This is a genomic window from Candidatus Eisenbacteria bacterium (assembly GCA_016930695.1).
Lineage (GTDB): Bacteria > Orphanbacterota > Orphanbacteria > Orphanbacterales > Orphanbacteraceae > JAFGGD01.
Genome location: JAFGGD010000058.1, coordinates 56,193 through 81,599 on the forward strand (window position 1 = coordinate 56,193; position 25,407 = coordinate 81,599).

At 65.6% G+C, this 25,407-nt stretch carries 16 protein-coding genes; 11 read left to right on the forward strand and 5 right to left on the reverse strand.

The window, feature by feature from the left end:
* Positions 1-135: 135 nt before the first annotated feature.
* From JW958_14070 to JW958_14090, 5 genes are all read left to right on the forward strand, one after another.
* Positions 136-882, forward strand: a complete 747-nt coding sequence (locus JW958_14070; protein ID MBN1827382.1) for a hypothetical protein — start codon at positions 136-138, stop codon at positions 880-882.
* Positions 883-1,013: 131 nt separating this feature from the next.
* On the forward strand, positions 1,014-1,544 hold the full coding sequence (locus JW958_14075) for an RNA polymerase sigma factor (protein ID MBN1827383.1): 531 nt from the start codon (positions 1,014-1,016) through the stop codon (positions 1,542-1,544).
* On the forward strand, positions 1,541-2,089 hold the full coding sequence (locus JW958_14080) for a hypothetical protein (protein MBN1827384.1): 549 nt from the start codon (positions 1,541-1,543) through the stop codon (positions 2,087-2,089). The genes JW958_14075 and JW958_14080 overlap by 4 nt, the downstream gene beginning before the upstream one ends.
* A 34-nt stretch (positions 2,090-2,123) precedes the next feature.
* On the forward strand, positions 2,124-3,176 hold the full coding sequence (locus JW958_14085; protein ID MBN1827385.1) for a PDZ domain-containing protein: 1,053 nt from the start codon (positions 2,124-2,126) through the stop codon (positions 3,174-3,176).
* Positions 3,177-3,228: 52 nt separating this feature from the next.
* Complete coding sequence (locus tag JW958_14090; protein MBN1827386.1) at positions 3,229-4,371, forward strand: S41 family peptidase; 1,143 nt, start codon at positions 3,229-3,231, stop codon at positions 4,369-4,371.
* A 260-nt stretch (positions 4,372-4,631) separates the two neighbouring features.
* On the opposite strand, the gene JW958_14095 is transcribed toward JW958_14090, so the two are convergent.
* Positions 4,632-6,020, reverse strand: a complete 1,389-nt coding sequence (locus tag JW958_14095) for an amino acid permease (protein ID MBN1827387.1) — start codon at positions 6,018-6,020, stop codon at positions 4,632-4,634.
* 424 nt (positions 6,021-6,444) lie between these two features.
* Here JW958_14095 and JW958_14100 point away from each other — a divergent pair, with 424 nt between their 5' ends.
* A complete protein-coding gene (locus JW958_14100; protein MBN1827388.1) occupies positions 6,445-6,738 on the forward strand; it encodes an RNA-binding protein in 294 nt (97 codons plus the stop codon).
* A gap of 95 nt (positions 6,739-6,833) precedes the next feature.
* Here JW958_14100 and JW958_14105 read toward each other — a convergent pair whose 3' ends face one another.
* The gene (locus tag JW958_14105; protein MBN1827389.1) at positions 6,834-8,006 is read right to left on the reverse strand and encodes a Na/Pi symporter; all 1,173 of its coding nucleotides are present in this window, start codon (positions 8,004-8,006) and stop codon (positions 6,834-6,836) included.
* Between the two features lie 385 nt (positions 8,007-8,391).
* On the opposite strand from JW958_14105, the gene JW958_14110 reads away from it, so the two are divergent.
* The gene (locus JW958_14110) at positions 8,392-10,779 is read left to right on the forward strand and encodes a T9SS type A sorting domain-containing protein (protein MBN1827390.1); all 2,388 of its coding nucleotides are present in this window, start codon (positions 8,392-8,394) and stop codon (positions 10,777-10,779) included.
* 142 nt (positions 10,780-10,921) lie between these two features.
* Here the strand turns inward: JW958_14110 and JW958_14115 are convergent, their stop codons facing one another.
* The 3 genes from JW958_14115 to JW958_14125 form a co-directional block, all read right to left on the reverse strand.
* Positions 10,922-12,313: an MBL fold metallo-hydrolase gene (locus JW958_14115; GenBank protein ID MBN1827391.1), complete on the reverse strand. Its 1,392-nt coding sequence runs from the start codon at positions 12,311-12,313 to the stop codon at positions 10,922-10,924.
* Positions 12,314-12,541: 228 nt separating this feature from the next.
* Positions 12,542-16,549, reverse strand: a complete 4,008-nt coding sequence (locus JW958_14120) for a hypothetical protein (GenBank protein ID MBN1827392.1) — start codon at positions 16,547-16,549, stop codon at positions 12,542-12,544.
* Between the two features lie 115 nt (positions 16,550-16,664).
* Positions 16,665-19,298: an alpha-glucosidase C-terminal domain-containing protein gene (locus JW958_14125; protein MBN1827393.1), complete on the reverse strand. Its 2,634-nt coding sequence runs from the start codon at positions 19,296-19,298 to the stop codon at positions 16,665-16,667.
* Between the two features lie 184 nt (positions 19,299-19,482).
* On the opposite strand from JW958_14125, the gene JW958_14130 reads away from it, so the two are divergent.
* Genes JW958_14130 through JW958_14145 form a run of 4 tightly spaced genes read left to right on the forward strand, consistent with a single transcriptional unit; the run spans position 19,483 to position 25,404 of the window.
* A complete protein-coding gene (locus tag JW958_14130; GenBank protein MBN1827394.1) occupies positions 19,483-20,817 on the forward strand; it encodes a hypothetical protein in 1,335 nt (444 codons plus the stop codon).
* Complete coding sequence (traF, locus tag JW958_14135) at positions 20,814-21,698, forward strand: conjugal transfer protein TraF (protein ID MBN1827395.1); 885 nt, start codon at positions 20,814-20,816, stop codon at positions 21,696-21,698. The genes JW958_14130 and traF overlap by 4 nt, the downstream gene beginning before the upstream one ends.
* Positions 21,695-23,218 (forward strand): hypothetical protein, encoded by a 1,524-nt coding sequence (locus JW958_14140; GenBank protein MBN1827396.1) that lies wholly within the window; start codon positions 21,695-21,697, stop codon positions 23,216-23,218. Before traF ends, JW958_14140 begins: the two co-directional genes overlap by 4 nt.
* Positions 23,219-23,232: 14 nt before the next feature.
* Positions 23,233-25,404 carry a glycogen-binding domain-containing protein gene (locus JW958_14145; GenBank protein MBN1827397.1) on the forward strand — a complete coding sequence of 724 codons (2,172 nt, stop codon included), beginning with the start codon at positions 23,233-23,235 and terminating at the stop codon, positions 25,402-25,404.
* Positions 25,405-25,407 lie beyond the last annotated feature (3 nt).

Genomic DNA, 25,407 nt, shown 5'->3' on the forward strand with positions numbered 1-25,407 from the left:
ATCGGACGCCGGATTCGTATAGTGGCCCATGAGCGTAGGCTGGCGGATCGAACGGTCCTCCCGGCCCCGGCCCCGCCTTCCGGCTCCCACCCGAGGAATCGGGCCGATCATCAACGATTCACGGAGGTATACCTCATGGCGTGTCGTTGGAATGGGAGCGTGGCCGCCGCCTGGATCGCCACGGCGGCCGCCTGGATCGCGCTGTACAGCCTCCCCGGCTGCGGCGTGGAGGAGACGCCCGCCGGGTCGAGCAACCGGAATCCGGTGATCGATTCCGTCACCGTCCACCCCGACACGGTTCTCAAAGGGGAGCGGGACACGGTGGAGGTGGTGGTTTACGCCTACGACCCCGACGGCGATTCTCTTACCTACAGCTTCTCCAGTGGTGGTGGACCGATCTACCTGACCGGGACGCGATCGCGGATCTTCTGGTTGCCTCCGGACACGCTCGGGCCCTGGACGATGCTCGCCTCCGCGATGGACGGCCGGGACGGCGTCGCCTCCCGCGCGGCCACGGTGATCGTCACGGAGTTGCCGACCGGCCTCTCCGGCACGGTGCAGCTCGCCGTCGGCGCGCCGGGAACGATGATCGGCGCCCGCCTCTATCTCTTCGACAGTCTCGACGACTTCGAACATCGGCGGGACTTCATGAAGATCTGGATCCCCGAGACCTCCCCCGCCACGTACAACTTCACGATCGCCAACCTGCGTCCCGGCGCGTATTACCTCGACGTCTGGAAGGATCTCGACGAGGACCAGGAGTTGGGCCCGGACGATCTGTACGGCCTCTACGGCACGGGTCGTCCCCCCAACGCCCAACCGCAGGCCGCCCAGGTGATCCAGAACCGCATCACCCGTCTCGGGATCCTTACCGTGGAATAGGGCCGCCATTCTCTTTCGGGAATCTCCACGACGCCGGCGCGTTCCCGGACGGGCGTGTTTTTTCGCGTGCCCCGCAACCCTTTCGTCGCGTCCGGCGACTCAGGGGTGAAGGGAACGGTGAAGGACCTCACATGCGCGAAGACAGGAAGCTGGTCGAAGCGGTCCGCTTCGGCGGGGACGAGGACGCGTTCCGCCGGCTGTACCGCCGGCACACGCCGCGGTTGTACGCCTTCTCGTCCCGCTTTCTCGGCGGCGAGGGGCCGGAGGCGGAGGACGCGGTTCAGGAGACGTGGATCCGCGCCTGCCGGGGGCTGGACCGTTTCCGCTGGGAGGCCGCCTTCCCGACGTGGCTCACGGGGATCGCGATCCGCGTCTGTCGGGACCGGATCCGAAAGCGGGCCCGGGAGAGGACGGAGCCGCTCGAAAACGCACCCGAAGGATCCGCCGCCGGAAACCCGCTCGTGCGGATCGACCTGGAAAGGGCGGTCGCGTCGCTTTCCGGCGCGGACCGCGAGGTGCTCCTCCTGCATGATCTGGAAGGATGGAAGCACCGCGAGATCGCCGCGTGCCTCGGAATCTCCGAGGGGACTTCGAAGAGCCGTCTCAGTCGGTCGCGCGCCCGGATTCGATCCCTTCTGCGAGAAGAGGGAGAAGAACGATGAACCGAAACGACGAAATCGGGGACGAGGGGAATCCCCTCGATCGGCTCCCGCGGGAGATGGATCCCGGTCCTCACCTGGAGGAGCGGGTCGTTCGCGCCCTCCGCGCCGAGGGCATTCTCCGCCGGAAGAGTGGCGGGCGGCCCCTCCGGGTTCCGCTTCTGGCGGCCGCGGCGGCGGCCGCGGCGGTCGCGATCGCCTGGGGTGGTTTCACGGCCGGTTACCGGACCGGCGCCCGGCAGGCGATGAATCTGGCGCGGGAGATGCGGGAAGAGGACGGCCGGCGCGTCGCGGAGCAGGTCCAAAGAGCGGGATCGGCCTATCTGGCCGCGCTGGCGGTGCTGGCGCGAACCGGTTCGGGTGATCCCGCCGCGCGGGATCAGGGGCGGGAGGCGGCCGTGGCCGTTCTCTACGCCGCCGCGCATCGCGTGGCGGACCTCGCCCCGGAGGATCCGGCCCTTCAAAGCATCGCCTTGCTCCTTTCCGGGGGGGCGGAGAACGATTCGTCCGGCACGGGACCGGAGGGGGACGGTTTGGTTTGGTTCTAAACTCATTCGGCCTTGAAGGCTTTGGAGCCGGGAGATGAACGGAAAGAGAAGGGGAAGAGGAGCGCCGGCGGTCGTCCTGATCCTGTCGGTTTGGACGGCGGCCGTTGCGACCGGCGCGGTCGTGACACCCGCCGCCGAACCGGAAACGGGGGAGATCGTTCCTCCGAGCGCCGGCTGTCTCGGGATCGTCGATTGGGAAGGGAACTTCTCCCTGGTGCACGAGGAGGCGGGTCCCGGTTATTTCCGATTCTGGGAAGAACCGCGGATTCTCCGGATCGATCCGAAGGGTCCGGCGGCGGGGAAAATCCTTCCCGGGGATCGGGTGGTCTCGGCGAACGGTCATCTGATCACCACCGAGAAGGGGAGCCGTTTCTTCTCCGTTCCCGATCCGGGCGAGGAAGTGGAGCTTCTCCTCCGGCGCCGCGACGAGGAGATCACGGTGCGGATCATCGCCGTGCACGGCCATCCGGAGTCGCGAGGATCTCTTCCCAACGTCCCCGCGCTTCCCTGTGCGCCTTTGCCACCGGCGGCGCTCGCCGCGGGAGAGCTTCTCCCCGCGCCCAATCTCCCACATTCCTTCCGGCCGAGACACGATTCTCTTCCGCATACCTGGCTCGGCATGGGGCTCACCTGCGAGATCGAAGGGCGTTGGGGTGAGGAAGATCTCCGGTTCGTCGAGCCGCCCACGGTGTTCCGTGTCGTTTCCGGGAGCGCCGCGGAGAAAGCCCGGTTCCGCAAAGGAGATGTGATCACCGCCATCGACGGAACGCCGATCGACACCCGGGAAGGGACGGCCTGTTTCGCGGCGATCCGCGCCGGCGAACGGGTGGAGTGGACCGTCCGGAGGGAGGGGGAGGAGGTCCGGCTCTCCATGACGGCGGCCCCTTCTTCGGACGGGCCTCGGCCGACACGTTTCGCGCCGCCCGTGAAAGATATACTTTATGCGGGAACAGTCGGTTCCGCCGCCGTCGAGGTTCGCGGTTCCTCGAGCATCTCCGTAGAGGAGGACCGCGAAAAGGGAGAGATCCTGATCCGGACGGCGGAGGGGACGATCCGCGTCTGGATTCCCGATCATCCGGCGGAATGACCGAGGAGGTAGGCGGGATCGGCCGCTCCGCCTCGAACGGAAGGAGGGAGGAATGATCCGGAGGACGATGGGAAAAGCCGCGGCGCGGATCGCGCTGGCCGCCGCGATCGCGATCGCCCGCGCCGGTCCGGCCGCCCCTCAAGCCGGAGACGCCGCGGACCCGCGGGACCGCGCCGTCGGCGAGGCGACGCGCTCGGCGGTCGTGGAGAGCGTGGCGGTCGCCCTGACCGGATACTACGTCTTCCCCGACGCGGGCGAACGGATGGCGGAAACGATCCGGCGCCGGAACCGGGACGGGGCGTACGCGGAGTGCCTCACCCTCTTCGCCCTCGCGCAGAGTCTCACCGAGGATCTCCGGTCGGAGAGCGGCGACGGCCACCTTCGGATCATGGTTCGTCCCGACGCGTACTTCGAGCCGGCGGCGGACGACACGAGCACCGATGAGGAGGCCGCCCGCGTCGCGGAGGAGGAGGCGTACGAGAATTTCGGGTTCCTCGAGGTGAAAAGACTTCGGGGAAACGTCGGTTATCTGCGGATGAACGGCTTCTACGACGCGGGCCGCGCCGGACCGACGGCGGCGGCGGCGATGGCCTTCCTGGCCCACTCGGACGCCGTACTCATCGACCTCCGTCTCACCCTCGGCGGGTCGCCGACCATGGATCAACTCCTCGCGAGCTGGTTTTTCGACAGGCCGACGCGGTTGTCGAGCTTTCACCGCCGCATGGGGGATTCGACGGATGTGAAGCAGCACTGGACGCAGCCCTTCGCGCCCGGAGCGGACCTTTCGAAGGCGGATCTTTTCATCCTGACCAGCGAACAGACTCCCTCGGCGGCCGAGGCATTCGCTTATGACATGAAACATTTGGGCCGGGCGACGATCGTCGGCGATACGACCGCCGGAGCCGCCCACCCCTGCATGGAGCATGTGTTCCCGGACCTCAATCTGTCCTTCGACGTTCCCTTCGCGCGTGCGGTCCATCCCGTCACCGGAACGGATTGGGAAGGGACCGGCGTGATTCCGGACATCGCCGTTCCCGAGGAGGAGGCGCTCGCCGCCGCCCATCTCGCCGCGCTGGAGAGAATCCGGGACCGGACGATCGACGACCGCCGCCGCGCCGGGACCGAGTGGGCTCTCGATTGGGTGCGCGGGACGGCCGAACCGGCCCGTCTCTCCGAGAGGGAGATGGAGGAATAGGCCGGCGTTTACGGCCCGCGCCGTTTCCGCGTCGACGGCGACCGTCTCGCCTACGGCCGGGGGGGCGGGGAGGAACGCCCCCTCATCCCGATCGGCGGCGACGTCTTCCTCCTGCCGGAGGTCTACTATGTCCGGTTCCTCTTCGAAAGGGACGGCCGGGGTGACGTGACGGCGGTGGTGAGTCTCACCGAGGAAGGACCGTCGAGCCGCTACGAGAAGGAGCGTTAGCCCGCTTTTTCCCCGTCGTCGCCCGAAGGAGCTTAGCTCCTCCCGTTCTCCCCTCTCCGCCGCGCCGCCCGCCAGAGCAGGTAGAGCGGGAAGCCGGCCGCCACGGAGATCATCGCGGCCGTCGATTCCACGGGGCGGTTGATCCAGGCGGCGAAGAGAAGCGCGAGCGATGCGGTGAGGTAGAAGAGCGTCGTCACCGGGTGGCCGGGCGTCCGAACCGCCGTCCCTTCGCCGATCCCTCGTCTGCGGGCGACGAAAATCCCCGCCACCGCGAGCCAGGGAAAGACGCCGAGGGCGAATCCCAGATAGACGAGCAGTTGTTCGAAGGAGCCGACCATCACCATGATCGCCGCCAGGCATCCCTGGAGGACGACGGAGCGGCTCGGCACGCCGAAACGGGGATGGACGCGGGAGGCGAAACGAAAGAAGAGCCCCGCCCGGGCCATGGCGAAGTAGACGCGCGGTCCGATCATCAGGAAAGCGCTGAGCGACGAGAGGAGCCCGAAGCCGACGAGAGTCCCGAGGCCGCGCCCCATCCAGGGTCCGAAGACGCGCGCCGCGGCCGATTCGACCGGCGTGATCGTTCCGCGCAGCTCGTCGAAGGGAACGGCCCGGAAGACGAAGAGGTTGATCAGGAGGTAGAGGACGATAACGATGCACGTGCCCGCGACGAGCGAGAGAGGAAGCGTCCGCCGCGGGCGCCGCACCTCGCCGGCGATGTAGGCGCTCGCGTTCCACCCGCTGTAGGCGAAGCCGACGAGCATCATCGCCGTGCCGATCGCGAGATTCCCCCCGTCCGGGAACTCCCGGGGGAATGCGATCGGTTCCCCTCCCCGGCCCGCGCCGCCGGCGAGAACGAGCCCCGCGCCGGCGAGCACCAGCACGAGCAGGATCTTCATGGCCGTGAGCGTGTTCTGAACCGAAGCCCCGGGGCGGACGCCGGTGGAGTGGAGCACCGTGAACAGCGCGATCAGGAGGAGCGCGATGCCGCGGATCGTCGCATCGGATGGGGCCGCCCCGCCGAGCATCGGCCCGATTCCCGAGGAGAGATAGGAGGCGGCGCCGATCGCCGAGGCGGCCACGGGAACGGAGAAACCGGCGATCAGGCTGGTCCATCCGGTGAGGAAGCCGAGAGCGGGGTGGAAGAGCCGGCGCAGGTAGACCACCTCGCCCCCCTCCTCCGGCATCCGGGTCGCCAGCTCCGCGTAGGCGAGCGCTCCCGAGAGGGCGATCAGCCCGCCGAAGACCCAAGCGAGCAGCACCCACCCGGAGCCGGGAAGCCGCCCCGCCAGGATTCCCGACGTGGTGAAGACGCCGGCGCCCACCATGTTGGCGATCACGACGCCGGTCGCCGTCACGGCGCCGATTCGCCGGGCGATCGGTCCGTTCCCCGCCCTTTCCGGATCCTTTCGTCTAACCATGCCGCCTGTCCGATCGGGCGGGCGCCCCCGGTTCGGTGGAGTTTCGGGATGAAGGGTCCGGCGTTACGCCGGTTCTTCTCAGGAGTGGGCCGAACAATGAATCGGACGACCGAACCTCCCGTTTTGTTCAAACGCAAGGGCGTCCCTCGATCGCCGCTCCCCCTCTCCGGACCGGCGGCGGAACGCCCCGTAAACGCCGTTTCGCCTTGACACGAGGCACTTCTGTCCCTAACTTTTACTCCAAACTACGAAATCTTGCCTGCCGAATCGAATCGCTCCATCGCCCCTGAGGACTCGAGGATCGGCCAGTCAGAGATTTCGAGTTGGCGCGGAACCGGTTTCCGCACGCGATAGTCGCCGGCCCTCCGGGCTTCCCGATGGGACCGGAAAGAGTGAATCGGGGCGAGTGGAGTACGGAGCGCAGATGAAACTGTACGTCGGCAACCTTTCTTTCCAGGCCACCCAGGAAGAGATCGAGCAGCTCTTTTCCCAGCACGGCACGGTCCACGAGGTCACTCTGGTCACCGACCGTCAGACCGGCCAGCCGCGCGGGTTCGGCTTCGTCGAGATGGATGATGACGGCGCCACGGCCGCCATTCAGGCCCTCGACGGCACCGAATTGGGCGGGCGCACCATCCGGGTGAGCCAGGCCCGTCCCCGTGAGGACAACCGGAGAGGCGGCGGCGGAGGTGGCGGCGGTCGCCGAAACCGCTGGTAACACCGAAAAGCGATTGTCTGGCGAAGCGCGGGGGTTTCGGCCCCCGCGTTTTTTTAGCCCCGGAATCCCGGCCGACCCTCTTCGCATCCCCGCCTCTAGCGCAGAAACAGGTAACCGAGCGGAATGATGTGCAGGAGGATGTAGACCACGAAGACCAGGACCAGGTTCCCGCGCGAGCGGGCGGCGATCCGGCCGAGCCGGAGGGCGAGGGCGATCGGGAGGGCGCGGGCCGGATAGAAGACGGCGATCCCCATCAGGTTGAACACCATGTGGGTGATGGCGACGGTCACCGCCAACGGGTTGCCGGTGGCGAAGGAGGCGAGCAGCGCGGTGATGGTGGTCCCCAGGTTCGCCCCGAGCGTATAGGTGAAGATCTCCCGAATCGAGAGGACGCCGGTCCCGACCAGGGGGACCACCAGCGATGTCGTCACCGAACTGCTCTGCACCACGGCCGTCAGGATCCAGCCGACCAGAAACCCGGAGAGATCGTTCCGGAAGAGCACCCGGTTGAAGAACTTTTCCGCCCGGTCGACGATGGTCCTCCGCATGATCTTCACCATCCGGGAGAGGGAGAGGAAGAGGACCACCAGGGCGACGACGGCGAGCGGAATGGTGTGGGGGAGAAGGTGGGTCGCCCCGTGCACCGCCGGCCCGATCACCTGTTTCAGCGGGCTCATCAACTGCAGCCCCCCGACCCCCTCGAAGTACCTCTCCAGAACGACCGCCGCCCTTTCGATCGGATGAAACGCCATTTCCAGAGGGAAGAGCACGAGCACCGCGAGGATGTTGAAGAAATCGTGGACCGTCGAGGCGGCGAAGGCTTTTTCGAATTCCCGGAGCCGTCCGGCGTGGCCCAGGGAAACGATGGTGTTCGTCACGGTGGTGCCGATGTTCGCCCCCATGACGATCGGGACGGCGAGGCGGAGGTCGAGCGCTCCCGCCGCGACCAGGCCGACGGTGATGGACGTGGTGGAGGATGAACTCTGCACGACGCTGGTCGCCACGATCCCCATGAGAAGGCCCGCGACCGGGTTCGACGCCATCCGGATGAGTTGCTCGGCGAATCCTTTCCCCGCCAGCTTGAAGGAGGCGCTCAGGAGATCGATGCTGAAGAGAAAGAGATAAAGAAAGACGAGAAAAAAGAGGATATCGAAAAGGGTGGAAAACCGGAAAGGGAGGTCGGCGCCGGCGCGGGCGTTTTCCGGAGGGACGGTCCCTCGGGTAACTCCGACGGCCGGAACGATCGAGGAGGGGTTTCCGCTCTTCATTCGATCCTCCGTGGGGATTCCCGAATCCCGGGGGCGCGGTGCAAGAAGAGGCTATCGCCGACGAGGGAAGAACTCCAGCGATTCGAGCGCGAACGGGCGGACCGCCTCGAGGAGACGAAATTTCGTATCGTGTTTTCCCCGAGGGGGTTTCGCGATCGGCTCCACGGGGGCTTCGGTTAAGTTTCGGTTAAGAGAGCGGATCGACGGTCTCTTGAGGCTCTTTCTTTTCCTTGGTATAGTTCGTGCTGTCGGCTCCGTCCCACCGGCCGAAGCAGGATGATCTCTATGTGATCGATCTCGTCCGCGAGCGCTCTTCCCACCTCGCGCGAACGGCGAAACGGGTCGTCCCCCGCTCTCCACCGACTCCCACGGAGGTTGGTTGGCCATGACATTCACTCTTCAATTGAAAGCGGCGGCTCCGTGGAGGGGACTCGCAGCCCTCCTTCTTCCGATTCTTCTCACCGCGGGGATCTCCTCCCCGGTCGCCGCGGACGGGCACGTCGACGTCATCGCCGGCGATGCGGGAGAGGTGCGCCTCGTCTGCCGCTGGACGCCGGAGGATGTGTCGATCGCCGCCGGCGTCGTCCGTCTCGCCGGATGCGATCTCCGGGGCGGAAGGGGGGAACCGCTCCTTCCGGCGCGGACACTGCGGGTCGCTCTTCCGCCGGGGACGGCGGCGTCCGGCGTCCGCGTCGAGTCCCTGCGGGAGGTCGAGCTTCCGGGCCGGCATCCGGTCGCGCCCGCGCGCGGGGCGCTGCCGATCGACGGAGAGGGAACGCGATCGGACATCGACCCGGATCCCCAGATCTACTCCTCCGCCGATCCCTGGCCGGGGAGGCAGGCGTCCCTTCTCGGCGGAGCGGATCTCGCCGGATTGTCCCTCGCTTCGGTCCGGCTCTCGCCGATTCGGTGGATTCCCGCCGAGGGGCGGCTCTTCCTGGCGGAGGAGATGACGGTGGTGATCGAGTGCGGGCCGGCCGGCGCGCCGGGGGATCTCCTCCCGGCGGGGCTCTCCGAATCGCGGCTCCGCGACTTGGAAACGACGATCCGCCGGCTGGCGGCGAATCCGGAGGAGGCGCGGCTCCCGGCGGCGCCGCCGATCGGGCGCGTCCTTCGCGCGCTCCCCTCCGGCTCCTACGATCACGTCATCCTCACTCAGGAATCATGGGTCGATGATTGGAAACCGCTTCTGGACTGGCGGAACAGGTGCGGCGTCCGCGCCGCCGCGGTCGCGATCGAGTGGGTGCTCGGCGAAGCGGGGTACGCCGGAACGGACGTAGAGAAGGTCCGCGCCTTCGTCGCCGACGCCCATCAGAACTGGGGGACCCGTTCCTTCCTTTTCGCCGGCGACTCCAACGTGATCCCCTATCACGTCCGGGTCATCACCATCCCCTACGAGACGATCGACATTCCGAACGACACCTACTACGCAGACTACGACGGCGACTGGATCTGCGAGGTGGAGATCGGCCGCGCGCCGGTCCGAAATCTCACCCATATCGCGACCTTCCTGGACAAGCAATTCACTTATGAAAAGAATCCGCCGTCGCCGGGCTACGTGAAGACCGCCGCCTTCTTCGGTTTCGACATCGCTACTTGCGGCGACACTTATGGAGAACGCCAGAAGGGGGAGGTGGACAGCCTGCACCTGCCGGCGTCCTGGACGCTGTCGACGGAGTACGACTCCGAGACCGGTTCCCACCGGGCCGACGTGCTCGCCCTCCTGGAACAGGGATTCCACCTGGTGAACCATCACGACCACTGCAACACCGAGTTCATGGGAACGGGATGGATCTGCCACGCCGAGGGATTCGGGAACGCCGAGGTGGAGGCGCTGACCAACGGCGACCGCCTCGGAATCGCGCACACCGTTGGATGCTATCCCTGCAATTTCCCCGTCCGCACGTGCATCGCGGAGGCGTATCTCCGCAATCCGAACGGCGGCGGCGTCGCCTTTCTCGGCAACACCCGCACCGGTTTCGGCGGCGATATTCCCGATCCGGATCTCTTCAGCGCGAGGCAGGACCGCTACGTCTATCGGAATCTCTTCGACTACGGGATCGCACGGCTCGGCGAGAACTTCACCCTCGCCAAGAATGACGAGTACGACCCGGACGACCCGGACAGCGTGCACGCCTATTGCTTCCTCCAGTATCACCTTCTCGGCGATCCGGAGACGCCGGTCTGGACGGAAGAACCGGCGGCGCTCGCCGTGACTCACCCGGAGACGCTCTCCGTAGGCGCGCCGAGTCCCTTCTCCGTCACCGTGACGAGCGGGGGCTCACCCGCGGAGGGGGCGCTGGTCTGCCTCTGGAAGGGGGACGAGATCTACGAGAGGGAGACGACGTCCGGAGGAATCGCCTCTTTCACCGTCACCCCCGCCGAGGCGGGCACCCTTCTGGTGACGGCGACACTCGGGAATCACGTCCCTTGGGAGGGAGAGGCGCTCTGCGTTCTTTCCACCGGAACGGCGGGACCGGCTTCGGGCGCGCCGGCGCGCACCGCCCTTCTCGGCGCCGAACCGAATCCCTTCAACCCTTCCACCACGATCCGCTTCTCCCTCGCCGAAAGGGAGGAGGTCTCCCTCCGCGTCTTCGATACGCGGGGGCGGCTCGTGCGAACCCTCTCCGACCGGATCCTGCCGGCGGGGATCCACACCGTCCGTTGGGACGGCCGTGACGCTTCCGGTGCTCCTGTCCCGTCGGGTGTCTACTTCATCCGGATGGACGCGGGTTCCTTTACGGATCGGCGGAAGGCCGTGCTGATTCATTGAGAACCCGATCGAGAGCGAGAAGAAGAGGCTGGGGATTTTCCCCGGCCTCTCGCTTTCCCGCCCATGGAATCCGGGGAATGGAAAAGGTCCCGGCTTTTCGGCCGGGGCCCGTTTCTCCTTCGGGGATCTCCCGCGGGGGATTTTACGGCGCCACGCCGAGTTCCCGCAGCTTCTCACGCCCGTTTTCGTTCTCCGGGTAGATCTCGATCGAACGCCGGTAGTGTCGGATCGCCGCCGCGCTGTCTCCGCGCGTCATGTATCCCTCGGCGAGGCTGTCCCACGCGTTCCACGACTCGGGAAAGGCTTCCGCGTTCGAGGTGAAGACGACGATCGCCTCGTCGACTCTTTGCTCTTGAAGGAGGCGGTAGCCGAGATCGTTGAACTCGTTCTCGTCGAAGAAAGCGCGCCCCTCCTCCCGGAGATCGGCGAAAACGGCGCGACCCCTCTCGATGCCTCCCTCATCGAACGCCGCCCCGACGACTTCCGCCGCCGATTCGCGCAGCTGCTTCCAGAAACCGATCACGTTCTCTTGCTGAAAGTGGGTGAGTTCGGTGTCGTCGTGGCCGATCGCTTTCAGATAGTCGAGCCGGGCGCTTCTCGGGAACCGGGCCGCTAGCGCGTCGATGTCGAGCCCTTCCGCGTCCGCCGCCCGGATCCCTTCCCACAGATCCACGATGTAGTTACGCCAGAACACGAGCTTCTCCCTCGGCCAGACATCCCTGTGCCCGGGGATCACCGTTCGGACGCCCCCTTCCTCGTCCAACGCCCAATCGAGCGCCTCGATCCAACGCGGGACGTCGAGCTTTCGAGTACCGCAGAAGAGAGGGAGCCACCCCCGTTCCAGGAAGAGATCGCCCGTCATCAGGATCCCCTCTTCGGGAACGCGGATGAGGATGTCCGTTCCCGAGTGGGCGGGGCCGAAGAACACCATCTCCACGGTCCGGTCGCCGACCCGCAAGGTCATCCGGTCGCGGAAGGTGATCTTAGGCGGCGTGGAGGCGAAACCGTCCGCCATGCCGCGGAAATACCGCTCGTCGAAAGCGATGTGTCCGGCGAGCGTTTCCGCCTCCGCCGATCCGGCGGGGAGCGTATCCCGTTCCGCCCGCAGCTGCGAGAGCCGGCGTTCCATATTTTCAATCCGCGTCGGGATCCTTGCCGCGTCAAGCGCCATGCGGGCGGGCACTTCCTCGTAGCCGACGCCCACCGCGTCGGAAAACACTTGATTGCCGAAGGTGTGATCCCAGTGATGGTGGGTGTTGACGAGGTAGGCGAAATCGTCTCTCCCGAATTCGCGGATCATGATCTCCCGCATCGCCTCCGCCGTTTCCCGCGAGCCGGTCGCGTCGAAGACGACGATCCCTTCGGACGTGAGAAGGGCGACCACGATGTTCTCCATCGGCGAGATCTCGGTGAGCACGAGCACCCTCTCGCCGAGGCGCTCGTACCGGATGAATCCGTCCACGGCGGCGGCGGAAGGGGCGACGAGAACGGTCAGGCAGAGAAAGAGGAACAGAACGGATTTGCCGATGCGCATGCCGGGCCTCCTGGGCGCTGTGGCGGCGCTCCCCGGTGGAGCGTGCCGTGAAACGCGCGGTTTCCGGGTGATCGAGCGGCCGGAATAGAGGACGGTTCGATCCCGGCCGGTGTTGACGGGAAAATCGTCTTTCGCGATGGGACGGGCGGTCGCGGATGAAAAGGGAAGGGCCCCGGCTTCGCGGCCGGGGCCCGGTCGTTTCCTGGACGAAGCGATTCGCGCCGGTCCTTACTTGATCAGCACCATCTTGCGGGTCGCCGTCTCGCCGGCGGCGCGGAGCCGGGCGAAGTAGAGACCCGAGGCGACTGGGCGGCCCCGGTCGTCGGCGCCGTTCCAGATCACCGCCCGCGCCCCGGAGGGGACCGCGCCGTCGAGGAGGGTCGCCACCCGGCGGCCGGAGATGTCGAACACCTCAAGCGTCGCGTCGGTCATCGCCCCCGATCTTCCCGGTACGGTGAAACGGATCGTGGTGACCGGGTTGAAGGGGTTCGGGATGTTGCCGTGGAGAGCGAGCGCCGCGGCGGGAATGTCGCCGTCGCCGGTCTCCACCCCCACCGGTTTGTTGCTCTCGTCCGGGTAACCGTCGCCGTTTCCGTCCACGGTGATGGTCACGAAATTGTCGAGCGTCGGCGGCGTGGAGGAGAGGTTGTCCGGGATCTGGTCGCCGCCCAGCACGCCGTCCGGCTCCGGATCCCAGCAGATCGATCCGACGAAGGAGATCGACGCGCCCGGCGCGACCTGCCCCGCTCCGAGCCCGTAGAGCACGTCCCAGGGGATCGCCATCTCGCTCCCGCCCGCCGTTCCGTAGAAGTGCTGCGAATCGAAGGCGCTCTCGATCGACCCGGAGTAGTCCTCGGTGGTGGTGTCGGTGGTGATCTTCCAGAAACTGTCCGAATCGTAAGGGCTCTGGTGCTGGTAGCAGCCGTACTGGAAGTCCGCCGGGAAGGGGAGAAGGGCGCCCCGCTCCCAGTGGTCGAGGGAGTCCAGGTCCGACTCGCCGTCCGGGCCGCCCGGGTCGGTGTCGAGATAGAGCAGCCAGGAGTTGCCGTTCACGATCCCCTGCAGCGCCACGTAGAGGTAGGTGCTGTCCCAGGTCACGTAAAGAGCGTTCAGGTCGTTCGTGTCTCCGGGGGTCGGCGTGGTCCAGTCGCTGTCCCAGTAGTCGCTCACGATCCGCGTCGAGTCGATCCACTCGGAAGGATCGATGTAACCGTCGATGGTGACCAGCGTGGCCGGCGCCACGTCGATCGCCACGTCGCCCGCGTTGGTCAGCTGGGCGTTGCCGTTCCCCGCCAGATCGCGCACCGTGTTCACGGCCATCATCAGTTCGAGGGTGGTCGGGCTCAGCGCCTCGATCGCCGCCGCCGTGGACGCGTCCAGGTCGATGTCGATGCGCGTGCTGTTGTTCACCGTCCTCACCGAGCAGCCGGCGGAGAAGACGACCTCGGCGACACCGTCGTCGTCGTCGTCCACGGCGAAGCCGGTCACCGTCACCTGGTCGTACTTCACCTTCTCGTTGAAGGCGATGGAGATCCGGTCCGGCGTCGGGAAGTAGGTGGCCGATACGGCCTGCGGTTTCAGCGAGTCCTGGAGAGCCGTCGCGAGCGTCTGCAGCTCGGCGATGTTCCCCGCGCCGTCCGGCGCCGACGTCTCGCCGGCGAAGAGATACACCTCGAACTGGCCGGAACCGAGAAATTCGTCCACGCCCATCAGCGTGGCGTCGTACTGCAGATTGTGACCCGCGCCGCCCGATCCGACCACGATCGCCGCGGTGGCGCCCGAGTTGGGATTCCTCTGGCCGAAGTAGGCGCCCGCCACCGGGGTGGCCGCCCAGACCCGGTCATGCTCGGCGTTCCAGATCAGGTCGAGAAGGTCCGGCGAAAAGCCGCTCTTCACGTACACGTCCTGGCCGAAGGCGTCGTAGACCACGTCGAGAAATTTGTTTCCTAAAGTGAGGTTCAGCCTCTTGGTCACGTTCGGGTGGACCACGTCGAGGCTCACCGTCGTTCCCGAACCGCTCACCACCGAGATCGTGTAGCCGTCGTGCTCCCGGTCCAGGCCGGCGACGGAGACGTCCGAAAGGCCGCCCACGTGGTTGGGGTCGTTATAGTCCCCTTCCGTGTCGATCCAGTAGGCGTTGCAGTTGCCGATCACCACGTACTCGTCGCCCGTCTCACGGGCGAAGAGATAGACGATCCGGCCGCCGATCGGCTCCACCACCGCCATCAGTTTGTCGTTGAAGATCACGCCCTCGTCCACGCCGTCCTGGTCCACGTCGGCGAGATAGGCGCCGGTGGAGGCGGCGTAGTCGCCGTTCGCCCAGCTCGACGCCTCGGCGTAGACGTTGGCGTTCTTGATGTGGTTCGAGTAGCGGTAGATCCAACCGCTGATCTCGCCGTCGTCGTGCCAGCCCGTCTCGTGCAGGTTGGTCATCATCACGTACCACGCCGTTTCGGAGAGGTCGTTGCTCGGCGAACCCATGATGGTGTTGTAGGCGTTGTTCCAGATCGTGCCGTAATCCCAGGTGGGGGAGTGGAAATCCCAGATGTGTTCCGTGTCGTCGTAGGACGCCCAGTCGACGTACCAGGAGTTGTTCCCGCCGCCGTAGCCGTACTTGCCGCCGAGGAGCCCGTAGGTGCCGTTCTGGATGGTCGGGTTGGAGACGCCCGAGAGGAACGCGCCGTGGTGGATCACGTCGCTGATCTTCCAGACGGCCACGGTGGCGCTGTTGTTGGAGCAGTTCTGGATGACGTGGATCCAGTTGTTCAGCGCCCAGGCGTTCGACGCGCCCTGGCTCACCTCCGCGGGGATCTCCCAGTCGTTGCCGTAGACCAGGATCTCGTCGGAGGAGAGATTGACGATCATGTTCCAGGCGCTCCCCCAGTCGTTGTCCATGGCGCCGACGAAGTCGCCGTCCATGGGGATCAGCTTCAGGCCGCCGCCGTGGACGTACACGTGCCGATCGTTGAAGACGTCGTTGTAGTAGTCGAGGTGGATGTAGTCGTCCAGGAGGACGGCGTCCACGCCGTGGCTTCCCCAGTTGTCGAGAAGCGTCGCGTCCACCACGCCGCCGTCCGCGGTGATGCCGTTCCCGTCGTTGTCCGGGCTTTCCAGCCAGACCCGCTCGGGCACCCAGGCGACCACCGACGTGTCGCCGTAGCGCCAGTCGCTCATCACCTTTTCGATGTTCACCGACCAGTCGTTCATGTTGTCCAACACGAAGGGCATGATGTGCTGGGCGTAGGCGCTGGTGACGATGTCCCCCCAACCCTCGGCGACGGCCGCGGAGATGGAGTCGTTGAACTCGGGGTTGTGCCACTCCGCCGCGGTCTGGAGCTGCCCCGCCATGTGCATGTTGAGCGGGATGTCGTAATAGCGATGGGCGTCGAGCAGTTCGTCGAATCCGTCCTCCGGGTTGTCCGGATCGCCCGGGTTGGTGAGGGTGTCGCCGCGCTCGCCGTAGTAAACGCTGGTCCAGGTGAGACCCTGGTTGCCGTGAACCACGAAGGCGACGTTGTGGTCGCCGGCGCGGGACTGATTGGAGGCGGCGATGTCGTCGAGCCGCTCCCCCTCGCGGGCGGTGAAGACGTAGAACTCCACAGGCGTGGCGTCGGTCCGGGCCGCGTCGCGGAGCACGTCCTCGACCGGCGCGCCGCTCTTTCCGGCGGCTCGGGCCGTCGCTTCGGCGAACCCGCCGGGGAGCCAGATCGATCCGGTGATCATGTGATCGCGCACCGAGACGCGGACCTCCTTCACCCGTTCCGTCTCGGAGAGGTCGAACCGGTCGTCCAGGAGCGTCCCCGTCGCCCGTCCCTCCGCGTCCCAGCCGATCCGAAGAACCCGGTCCCAAGCGATGGGGGCTTCACCTCGGATTCCGTCGGGAAGAACGGTGGTCCCGCCGTCCATGTAGTCCAGGGCGACGTAGACGTTCACGCCGGCGCCCCGGACACGATTCACCCGTTCATCGAAAGAACCGGCGTCCATCAGCTGCACGCGAAACACGAGCCGGTCCTCGTTCTGGTCGTAGTAGAAAGCCATCAGGTCGCCCGGGGCGGCGTCCCGCGGCGCGTCGTAGACCGGGTCGAGGATTTTGGCGTGTTCGGCGCTCCAGGCGGAGGGACCGTCGGCGGCGTCCAAGCCGGGCGCCGGAACGGCCGGCGGCGTCCAGGCGAAGAGCGCTCCGGGGAGGGAGAAAAGAGCGAATAAAGCGAACAACCGGGTATTCCACCTGCGCATCGTGATTCTCCTCGTTTTTCGTGCTTCAGGATGGTTGGCGTGTGCGCGGAGAGCGCCCCCGGAGGGAGCGCTCTCCATAACTACTGCTCAATTATAGCAATTACGGATGTCCGAATCAATCACTCCCTGGCGCGGCGGGGAAATGCAGGACCGCGCCGGCGAACGGTTCGAGCCGGATCGTGAGCAGATCGCCGTCGAAGCGGAAGGACTGCCCGGAGAGGAGATCCGTCGCTTCTCCGGCCGGGAAGGGGAGGGCGGCGCGCTCGAGGACGATCTCCGCCGGGGCGTGCCCGGCGTTCAGCAGAACCGCCAAACGATCCTCGTCCATCCAGCGGGAGTAGGCGAAAAGACTTCCCTCGGCGTGGAGGGTGCGGAACTCGCCCCGCCGTAGCGCGTCGTGATCGTGCCGCAAGGCGAAATACTTGCGGATCTCTTCGTGCACCGCCTTGCGGGCCGGCACTTCCAGCTCGTCCCAGTGGAAGGGGCGCCGGCAGTCCGGGTCCTTCCCTCCCTCCATGCCGATTTCGTCGCCGTAGTAGACGTGGGGGACGCCGACGTAGGTGGCGCCGAAGAGGTAGGCGAGGAGGAGGCGGCGTTGGTCCCCGGCGGCGAGGGTGAGGAATCGTTCCGTGTCGTGGGAGCCGAGCAGGTTCATCGCGCCGAGCACGGACGGAAGCGGGTAGGCGTAGCGACCGCCTGCGAGCTGCAGGTCGAAAACGGAGGCGTCCAGGCTCCCGCGAGCGAAGAAACCGAGGGCGGGCTCCCGGTAATATTTGTAGTTCATGGTGGCGTCGAATTGGAGCGGCGAGAGGTCCGCCGCGGCGTCTCCCCAAAGCTCGGCGACCACATAACCGTCCGGATTGACCCGCCGCGCCTCCTCACGGAAGAGCTTCCAGAGCCAGGCGGGACACTCGTTCGGCACATCGAGGCGGAAGCCGTCGGCGCCCATGTCGCCCATCCAGAAGCGGACGGCGGCGAGCACCTCGTCCACCACCGGCTGGTTGGGACGCGCCTCGCCGATCCGGCGGGCCGACTGTTCCGACGGATTCGGCCGGGAGAGGTCGAAATTGAGATTGGGCAGGTCGCCGAAGCCCCACCAACAATCGTAGTAGTCGATCGGTTTGTGCGTCTCGTCGAAACGCTCCGGGAGGGGCCACTTCTTCCACTCGTACCAGTTCCAATAGGAGGACTGATCCCCTTTCTCGACGCAGTCGACGAATGCGTAGTGGCAGTTGCCGGTGTGGTTGAAGACACCGTCCACGACCACCCGGATCCCCATCTCGTGCGCCTTCTCCGTCATCCTGCGGAAGGCGTCGTCGCCGCCGAAGTGGGGATCGACGGCGCGGTAGTCGCAGGCGTCGTACTTGTGATTCGACTTCGCCTTGTGGAGCGGGTTGAAGTAGAGAATCGTGACGCCCAGGTCTTTCAGATAGTCGAGCTTCTCCGTCACGCCCTCGAGGTCGCCTCCATAGAAGGAGAACCAGTCCGGCTTGCCGTCGGTCCGGTAGGGGCTGGTCCGAAGTCCGGCGTAGTCGTTCCAATCCTTCACCAGGTGGTAGTACTCGTCGTTCGATTTGCCGTTATCGCCGAGGCTCGTCTTCCCCCGGTAATAGGGCTCGGAGAAGTCCGGGTCGTTCTTCTTGTTCCCGTTGCGGAAGCGGTCGGGGAAGATCTGGTAGAAGACTCCGTCCACCACCCAGTCCGGCACGTGGAAGAGGGGGGTGGAGACGGCGTTGACCTCCAGGAGCGAGGCGTCCTCCGCGCTGTCGGCGAGGCCGCCCCGGGTCAGGAAAGCCCGCCTGTCGCCGTCCCGAAGGAGGACGCCCAGGCGCCCCTCCGTCTCGGGCGGTGCGTGCAGTTCGGCGCGGAAATAAACGTAGCGGCCGTCTCCGCCCACTTCGCGCATCGGGAGGACCTCCTCCTCGCCCCGGCTGCGGAAGAGGAGTTCCGCTCCCTCCACGTCCCCCTGGTAGGCGCGGGCGGTCACGGTGAGAAGGTCCGGCTCCATCCGGACGACGCGGAGATTCTCCATGTCCAGGGCGAGCCCCTCGCCGCGGATCTCGCCGTCCCCCTTCTCCATGGAGAGTGTGGGGAAGCGATCGTCCACGGCGATGAGCGAGTTGAATCCGCCGTAGCCGTCATCGGTGGTCCGGTCGTTGTCGGGGTCGTGGTGCCAGGAGCCGTCGGCGACGAATTTGTACTGGTATTCCCCCGGGGCGAGGGCGAGCTTCAGATGGAAAGCGCCGTCGTCGTCGGGCCCTTCCATCCGGTCGGCGCTCGAGTTCCACTCATTGAAGGTGCCCGCCAGAAAGACCTGGCTCGGCGTCCGGTCGGGGCGGAAGCGGAAGGGGACCTCGCGGATCTCCGATCCCTCCGCCGGGCGGGGCGGCCCGATCCGGTAGGAAACGCCGGCGATCTTCTCGCCGCCGACGGTCAGCACGGAGTTGTTGCCGCCGTAGGGATCCGGCGTCGACTCGGCGGCGTTCGGATCCGGGTACCACTGGCCGTCGACTACGAATTTGTACTCGTAGCGGCCCGGCGCCAACGAGAGGGTCGTCTCGTAAACACCGTCTCCATCCGGATCGGACAGAATATCGGCACCGGGGTTCCAGTCGTTCCATTCGCCGGCCACCGAAACGCTTCGGGGGTTCGCCTCCGATGGATCGAACGCGAAGGGGACATCCACCTGCGCCGCCGCGCCGGCGGCGAGCAGCAGAACGAGGGCGATCGTTAGAGAAAGGGGTCTCATGATTCTCTCCTTGGCCGGGGGCCGGGTCGATTTCGAAAGACGGGGGAATCATACGGGATCGGGTGGGGTCCGGGAAAGGACGGAACGCAACGCAACGCAACGCAACGGGCTTGACGGCTATTCTCCGGATTGCTACCCTGCTGTCCCGAAAGGAGCGACAGCCGATCCCCGGCCGTCCGTAGCCATGCGGAAACACGTTCCATTTGCCCTGGCCTTGCTTCTTTTCCCTTCCATCGCCCTCGCCGTGACCGGTTACGACCTCTCCGGCCGGATCGTGATCGACGGCTACTCCTCCGATTTCGAGACCGACGAGGCGGTTTTCGTGGACACCGTTCTCGACGTGACCGGAGACGGCCTCCCCGATCAGGTGCGACAGGAGAGGGACAACGACTCGAAGTGGGGATTCAACAACGACATCAACCAGATCAAGATCACCTGGGACGCGGAAAACCTCTACGTCGCCGTGGACGGGATCTCCTGGGACAACAACATCATCCTCCTCTTCGACTACCTGCCCGGCGGGTTGGACAAGATGACGGAGCTGAACTCCTGGCGCCGAAACTTCGTCTTCGCCGCCGATTTTTACCCGGATCTTTTCTGGGCCACCTGGGACGGGAACGCGACGCCGCAGATCTGGCGCTACCTGACGGAGAACCAGGTGGAGCAGGTTCCCGACGAGAGCTTCGAAACGGTGGCGACCTTCCAACAGGGGAACACGGGGCGCTCCATGGAAGCGCGGATCCCGTGGGACGTCTTCTACGGGGAGACGCTGGAGAGGCGCTACGTCGAAGAGGCGCGTGACTCGGTGCCCGTCCTCCCCGTCGGGCTGGATCATTCCCGTTCGATCCGAATGGTGGCTGTGCTCACCGCCGGCGGCGACGGCACGGGCGGTCCCGATTCGGCGCCGGACAACCTGAGCGGGCATGAAATCGACTCCTCCATTCAGGCGGTGATCGACAACTACGTCTTCATCCCCCTCGACACGACCTATTATGAAACCGCTTCGGGACGGAGGATCCTCGACCCGGCGGACACTCTGATCGTCGGCGAATCGGGGACCGTCGTCGACGCGGTGAGGAAAACCTTTCCCTCCGACGGGTCGCCGGACATGGGCGTCGGGATCGTCGAGCGGCGATGGTTCCTCTTCACGCCCCCCTTCCCGTCTCGGAGCTTCACTTTCCGGGAGCTGTACCTCAACCGCCCGGTGATCAACCCGGAAGAGGGAGAGGTACTCCATTTCACCTTCGCCCTCGACCCGGAGCCGAATCCGAACGATCCATTCGACGCGCTTCGCGGGATCACGGTGACCGCCGAGATTTACGATATGCGGGGCCGTATGATCCGTACTCTTGCCCGTGAGGACGAGCGTTCGGTGATCGCACCTGAGAATCCCGAGCTGGACCGGTGGGACTGCCGGGACGTGGACGGCGATCTCGTGCCGGGCGGCATTTACATCCTTCGCTTCGTGGTCGAACCGGGTGTGTTCCGGACCACGAAGGCTTTTTCGGTGATCCGATGAGACGGACGGTTTTGATCACGGGCCTCGTCGCTCTGTTTCTCGCCTCTCCGGCGGCCGCCTACTTCGAGCGGGTCGAGGTGGGGGGGCGGGCTCTCGGGATGGGGAAGGCGTTCCACGCCATCGCGGACGATCCCTCGGCGGTCTATTGGAACCCGGCGGGGCTGGCGGGTCAAAAACGGCCCGGCGTGCTCCTCATGCACTACCGTCCCTTCGTGGTGGAGGACCTCTCGGCGAACTACGCCGCCCTAGCCTATCCGACATCTTGGGGAACGGCGGGGCTCGCCTGGCACCACACCGGCCTCGCGGACGTGACCGGCGAGGATATCTTCTCCTTCGCCCTAGCGAGGACGGTCCGCCTCGGTCCGATCGGCACGATCGATCTGGGAGGCACGGCCAAGATCCTCCGCATCTCCTACGATTCCTTCCGGGACGTCGAGAACGGCGGTTCGATCGATTACGGCTCGGAGACGCATTTCGCGGCGGACATCGGCGCGCTCTACCGCCCCGCACCGAAGTGGAGGGCCGGACTGATCATCCGTGACATCGGCGAGCCGCATTTCGATTTCGTCCCCGGGAACGGCGGCACGCTGATCGCCACGCACTGGGAAGGATCGGTCGCCTACCGTTGGCGCGAGGAATCGACGATCAGCGCGGGCCTCGCCAAGGACCATCGAGACCAGCTCGCCCCCACCATCGGCGGCGAGGTGACCTTCTATGACGTCTTCGCCCTCCGGAGCGGGCTCTTCGACTATGAATACTGGGGGGGCTTCGGCATTCTGACCGCGCGGTGGACCTTCGACGCCGGCTTCGCCACCCACAAGATGCTCGGCGTCTCCTATATGGCGTCGATCACCATACCCTTCGGGAGGGAGAGCCGATGAAGCGGACGATCGCGGCACTTCTGGCGGCGCTTCTTCTCGTCCCACCGGTCCTGGCGGGCACCACGAGAATCGAGGGGGAGTACCAACTCCAGCTCGACATCCGCAAGCAGGACCGCCCCTTCGCCTGGGATTTCGAGTCCAACAACGGCGACACCTGGGCGGCGAGCCAGTTCCGCATCTTTTCGGTGCCGCGGCCGGGGGTGGAGGCTTTCGTCAAGGTCGAGGCGGACTGGAACCCCTACGACAACATGGAAGAGGACGCGCAGTTCGTGTACCGGGAGAGCCACATGCGTTTCCTAAAACAATTCGGCGACACCGAATTGGACGCGTACCTCTTCCACCGGCAAGACCGCTTCTGGGTGGAGAACCACCTGATCCGCGTGGTGGACCCCAATAACGTGAAGGACGGCGACAACGCCCAGGGCTTCCGATTCGACCTCCGTCGATGGAAGGGGTTCGACGCCACGTACATCATGAGCGATTTCTCGAACAACTCGAAGGTGGGGGGCGGAACGACCGAGCCTTCCTCTTCCGACGACGCCCACATCTTCCGTCTGCGGAGGAGCTTTCTGGGCGGCGCGCTCCGCACCGGCATGACCTACAACCGCAAGGTGGAGGGGGACGGGACGGAGCGCGGATTCAACGAGGTGTATGCGATCGACCTGCGCGGCACCCTCCGCGACACCGATCTCTACCTCGAATACGCGGACAGCCGGCGCGAAAACCTGGAAGGCGCGCCGGATCAGGACGGCTTTCACCTCTCCGACGTCGGCTGGAATCAGTTCGCGCGAGGCCTTCCGCGGGACGCGGCTCTCAAGGCGGAGCTGCGCGCTCTCCGCGTCGGCACTCCCCGATACGGCTTTTACAACATCGTCCCGAGTTATTACTACTACGGTCCCGATTTCGCGGACTACCTCGGCGACGGGACGAACGACCTGGTCGGTTATTATCTCAACTCCTGGTATCTGTTGCCCAAGCGCGCGATTACTTTTTCCGTCAACTACGGGCAATGGGAGAAGAGCTTCTTGGAGACGAAGCGGAAGACCGAGTTCTTCGCCGAGATATACACGGAATACGTCAACGGATTCACCAGCAAGATCTGGTACGCCCGGAACAAGACGGTCGATTTCGGAAATCCTCTGCAGACCGATGTGACCAAGAACTACGATCTCTTCGCCGAAGTGCAGGTCGAGAGCCGTCTCGCTTGGATGCGGGTGCAGGGAAAACTGAAAGACCTGGAGACCGACTTCAAAAAAGAGCTGGTCTCGGTGGAGGCGGCGGTCAACATCACGCCTCATCTGAAGGTTTACAACCGTTACGCTTTCGGGAACGATCCGGCCCGGCTTCGGAAGGGCCTGTTCACGGAGCTGCAGTACCGTCCCCAACAAAACATGGAGCTGTTCCTCTCCTACGGTCCGTTCTGGATCGGCGACGACGCGATCCCGGTCAACGACGGCGATCTCTCGGGTGGGGCGGACAACAAAGACATGGTTCGTTTGATCCTGAAAGGGAATTTCTAGAGGGAGTGGATCCCATGCGTACCCTACTGGCTCGTTCGACGTTCTCCCTGTTCATGCTCCTGGCGGCGTTCTCGCCCGCCCGGGCGGGTGTCCAAACGGTCGAGGGCGGGATCCTCTTCTCCTATACCGACGCCTACGCCGGCCAGGTGAGTCTCGCCGGGGCATTCAACGACTGGAACACCATGGCGAACCCGATGACCCGCGGGGAGGGAGGGGTCTGGTCCGTTACGGTCGATCTCCCCGAGGGGAAACACGAATACAAGTTCGTCGTGGACGGCCAGTGGGTGCCGGATCCGGACAACCCGGTCACCGCCGGCGAATACGGCAACTCGGTGGTGGTGGTCGGAGCCGGCGGCGGCATGGAGACCATGACCCCCACATCCAACACCGCCTACTCGGCGAAGATCTTTCTCGGCGGCCGGATGATCAGCCGCTTCATCTCCCGGCAGAACGAAGAGAAGGGGGACCGCTTCGAGCTGCGTCGCCCCACCATGGACTTCGATCTGGACTGGAAGGTTCGCGCCAACGACTATCTCGACCTGTACATGCTCACCAACATCAACAACGAAAACGAAGAGACGGTCACCGATTTCTGGAAGACCAAGATGCGTTTCGACCGCGGATCGCTCCACTACCACGGCCGGCGTCTCGACCTGAAGCTCTTCGACGGCGTCTCGGTGGGGCGTTTCGACGATCCGCTCACCCTGGTCGGCGGGATCGGCATCTACGACCACGACTTCGGTTACAACCAGCAAGGGGCGATCGCCGAGACCGAGTGGGGCGGTTTGGAGTTCACGTTCCTCTATTCGGACGACTTCGATAACGGAGGGACGACGATCCCGACGCTCGACTCGCTCGGCGCGGCGGCGGAGGAGACCGTCTTCGACAGCACCGCCGGAGCCTACCGGTTCGGCGGTACCCGGACGGCGGTTTACGATGCCTCCGACGACGACAACGACAAGGACGTGCTCGCCGGCCGCGTCGCCTACCCCTTCCGGAACCTGCGGTTCGGGGCTTCGGGCCGGTACGATCGCGGGTACAACCCCGGAACGCTTTCCTTGATCGAGAGCGCCGTCGGCGAGACGACGGGCGTGCAGAAAAAATTCGCCGAAACCTGGGAGACCTGGTGGGCCGGCGGCGGAGACGTGGTTTGGGGCGGCGGTGATTCCCCCTGGAACGTTCGCGCCGAGGTGCTCCACGGCCGCGCCCGGATCGACGCGTTGGACGGGCGCGAGGCGGACGTGGTGATCCGGACGAGCGCCGACGCGAGCGAGGTCTTCGCGGACACCCTATACACGGCGGAGGTCGTCCAGCTCGGCGAGAACCGGAGGATCGAGGACGGGAGCTACGAAATCGATCGTTCCACCCGGTGGCACCTGGGCGGCGGGTACGACTTCAAGGAGATCGGCGTGGCCGTCGATCTCGCCTGGGAGCGCGAGACCCACGACCAGACCTATTTCGCCACCTCGATATGGGACACGCTCGAGAACAAGGTCGACATTCTCCGCTTCCGGTTGGACCGGGAGTGCGAGCGCTTCGGCCGTCCCGTAAAGATCGGTCTCGGTATCGAGCGTTTCGCCTTCGATTACGATGAGCGTACTCCTTGGGCGAACCAGTTCTGGCTCGACTACCGCAACTTCTGGCTCGAGCAGGGTGAGCACGAGGTCTCGGTGGAACGACTGGTGCTTCTCGGCGGCCGGAACGCCTTCATCGCCGAGCCGACCATCCGGACCACGCTGTGGGCGGACAAGAAACTCGACTTTCTCTACCGTGGTACCATCGCCGGAGTGGATTTGGACAAGGCTCCCAAATTCGTGGAGAGCCTGTTCCGGTTCGAAGCGCGCCCATGGAGGAGCATCCGGCTCCTGTCGGACACGCGTCTCGCCAAGTACAACGACCCCGTGCTCGATGTCTTCAGCTCCTACTGGTGCACCTTCGCCGAGATCGCCTACGAGGTGGCCGAGGGGATCGAGCTCTCGCTCTCCTTCGGCGTCGATCCATGGGTGGTGGACGAGATGACCAACGAGTTCGACGAAATCGGCCGGGATATGTTCCTCTTCGGGCGCGGCGCCAACGGCGACACGGCGAGGCGGAATTTCCTCGGCCTCGGCGAGTACATCCCCGAGGCGGAGCAGGCGCTCGAGAACGAGCGCAGGATCCAGATCGAAGGGATCGTGCGGTTCTAGGAG